The organism is Zooshikella ganghwensis DSM 15267 (genome assembly GCF_000428585.1).
Lineage (GTDB): Bacteria > Pseudomonadota > Gammaproteobacteria > Pseudomonadales > Zooshikellaceae > Zooshikella > Zooshikella ganghwensis.
Window position 1 is genome coordinate 1 of record NZ_AUAF01000299.1, and the last position, 2,742, is coordinate 2,742.

Below are 2,742 nucleotides of genomic sequence, written 5' to 3' on the forward strand. Positions count from 1 at the left end.
CGGAAGCTAATTTTAAACACTGAACTTTAACATTGGCAGCCCTTGGGGCTGCTCATAGCTGTCAAGCCTCCCGCTCTGCGGGAGCGTTATGACTCGTGTTTTCCGGGTAGAAAATCGCTAGAACTGGGTAATGCGTAGGCTGAAGTTGTTATAAGCTGAGTATGGATTGACGATGAACGATGAAGTATTTATGAGCCGAGCTTTGGCGTTAGCTAGCCAAGGACTGTGGTCTACCTCACCGAACCCGAGAGTGGGTTGTGTATTTGTGAAACAGGGTAAAGTCATTGCTGAAGGATTTCATCAGCGCGCAGGAGGGCCACATGCTGAAGTTGCAGCGATTAATCAGACTAAAGATAGTTTAACGGGTGCTACTGCTTATGTGACATTAGAACCATGCTCGCACTTTGGGCGAACACCACCTTGTTGCCAGACATTGGCTAAGCTGAATTTAGAACGTGTTGTTGTGGCAATGACTGATCCAAATCCGCTGGTATCAGGACGAGGCCTTTCAGTACTTAAGCAAGCAGGATTTCAAGTTGATGTAGGGATATTGGAAGAAGAGGCTTTACAGCTTAATCGTGGTTATATTAAACGAATGAAACAACAGGGACCTTGGCTGTTTGGTAAGGTTGCGATAAGTATTGATGGTGGGATGGCTCTCGCGTCTGGTGAAAGTAAATGGATTACGGGTGATAAAGCACGTCAGGATGTTATGACACTTCGAGCGCAAAGCTGTGCCATTCTTACTGGTGTAAAAACGGTTATTCAGGATAACCCCCTCTTAAATGTGCGCTTAGATCATTTGGATAAAATACCTAAACCTATGGTGCGTCAGCCAGACCTGATTATTTTAGATACCCGCCTTTCTCTGCCACTAGATGCCAGATTACTCACAACCCTAGACAGTAGAAATATAGTAGTGATTGTTGGTGAAGGACTGGCTGATAAAAAAAGGCAACAACAGTTGTCTTCGATGGGGGTAGAAGTCATTACACTGCCAGTGAGTACAGAAGGGGTTGATCTAAATGTATTGCAGCAATGCTTAAAAACAACGGAGTATAATGAGGTAATGGTTGAGTCTGGGCCTACCTTAATGAGTCAGTTCTTGCAGCATCATTTGTTGGATGAGCTGGTTGTTTACCAGGCTCCAATGCTTATGGGGAAAGGCTCGCAAATGCTTTATCAGGTGCAGACTACAAAACTGACAGAGGCTGCTCGGTTTACACTGATAGATAGTCAGGTTATCGGGAATGACATTAGAAGTCGTTATCAGAGGAAAGCAGAGCCTGAGCTGCAACCATAATAACACATATTCGACGTACGTGACCTTGTCTTAGCGTTGTCATACCATGCATCGAAATATCATGATGTATGCAATAGCTCTGAGGGGACTACCCTTTAACACAGGAGGCTTTTATGTTTACGGGTATCATTCAATCTGTGGCGACAATTAGATGTATTCACGATCACGACAGTATTCGTACATTTGAAATTGAATTCCCTGAGGGGTTTTGTAAGAACCTTACAATAGGCGCCAGCATTGCAGTTGATGGTGTATGTTTAACGGTTACTGAAATACTGACTGAAACGGTGGTGAAGTTCGATGTCATATTACAAAGCTTATTAATTACTACTCTGGCTGAACATGAAAAGGGCGATCGGGTTAATGTTGAACGAGCTGCAAAAGAAGGGGCAGAGATAGGCGGTCATCCTTTATCTGGTCATGTAGATTTTCGAACAGCTATTGTAGAAATTAGTGAAATGGAAGGCAACTGTCGTATTCGGTTTGACCTGCCTGAGTCATGGCGTAAATATATTTTCCCCAAAGGCTATATTGCCATTAATGGGGCCAGCTTGACAGTATCAGAAGTTGATAAGGAAAAGGGCTATTTCGAGGTTTGGTTAATTCCTGAAACCCGCCGTATGACAACTTTTGAGGAAAAGCGTACCGGTGATAATGTCAATATTGAGATAGAGCGTGGGACTCAGGTTGTTGTTGATACAATACAAACTACATTAGAAGATAAACTGTATCCAGTATTGGAACATTTGCTTAAGGAAAAAGGTATAGATTTACAAGCACTGACAACTTCAAAGCTGGCTTTATTGCAGGGTAAAAAAATGGAGGATTAGTAAAAATAAGTTACTATTTTAAATGTATGGTATTCAAACATAGTTTTCATATGCGCTGTTGTTGGTGATAACCTAGGCGTACTGCAAACCTGTACAAATATGCCCTCAGCTCAAATGATCCAATTATAGCGGGGGTAATTATACGCTACAGACCGTACCGTGACTTTATTGGCTGATTTCTTTTTGGTATTCAATACAGTCTATTTGTTGGCCATTTACGAAAGCTTTATTGAATATAAGCCTTTTTTTGTAGAACCCATTTTTTATTAACACAATTTGGGAGGGTTTGTTTGCTGTTGAAGCTAATGCGATAATATACTTTACGCCATTTTGTGGTGCTAATGTGAGTATCTGCTTAACAGCATAAGATGCCACACCACGGTTGATATTATTCTTTCCTACACGATAACCAAGATATGCACTGTCTGTTTGACGACAGATTTTGTGTAAATTGATCCGACCAATGATGTCATTATCATCATTCAAAATAAGTAGCGGTAAGCGCCAGGGCAAACGCATATAAATTTACACCGAACAAATTAGCTTCATTAAATATTCATGATCCCAACCAGCAGAGAGTCTCTTATTTTTTATTCCAATTTTATAAGT

3 protein-coding genes are annotated in these 2,742 nt (G+C 41.4%); 2 read left to right on the forward strand and 1 reads right to left on the reverse strand.

Features of this window, described 5'->3' with window-relative positions:
• The first annotated feature begins 172 nt into the window (after nt 1-172).
• Nucleotides 173-1,303: a bifunctional diaminohydroxyphosphoribosylaminopyrimidine deaminase/5-amino-6-(5-phosphoribosylamino)uracil reductase RibD gene (gene ribD / locus F607_RS0126145; protein WP_027710360.1), complete on the forward strand. Its 1,131-nt coding sequence runs from the start codon at nt 173-175 to the stop codon at nt 1,301-1,303.
• A 113-nt stretch (nt 1,304-1,416) separates the two neighbouring features.
• Nucleotides 1,417-2,133 carry a riboflavin synthase gene (locus F607_RS0126150; protein WP_027710361.1) on the forward strand — a complete coding sequence of 239 codons (717 nt, stop codon included), beginning with the start codon at nt 1,417-1,419 and terminating at the stop codon, nt 2,131-2,133.
• Nucleotides 2,134-2,298: 165 nt separating this feature from the next.
• On the opposite strand, the gene F607_RS32045 is transcribed toward F607_RS0126150, so the two are convergent.
• On the reverse strand, nt 2,299-2,652 hold the full coding sequence (locus F607_RS32045; RefSeq protein WP_051311853.1) for a GNAT family N-acetyltransferase: 354 nt from the start codon (nt 2,650-2,652) through the stop codon (nt 2,299-2,301).
• Nucleotides 2,653-2,742 lie beyond the last annotated feature (90 nt).

Coding starts and splice junctions, on each gene's coding strand:
- F607_RS0126150 (WP_027710361.1), top strand. CDS start 1,417: ATGTTTACGGGTATCATTCAATCTGTGGCGACAATTAGATGTATTCAC.
- F607_RS32045 (WP_051311853.1), bottom strand. CDS start 2,652: ATGCGTTTGCCCTGGCGCTTACCGCTACTTATTTTGAATGATGATAAT.
- ribD (WP_027710360.1), top strand. CDS start 173: ATGAACGATGAAGTATTTATGAGCCGAGCTTTGGCGTTAGCTAGCCAA.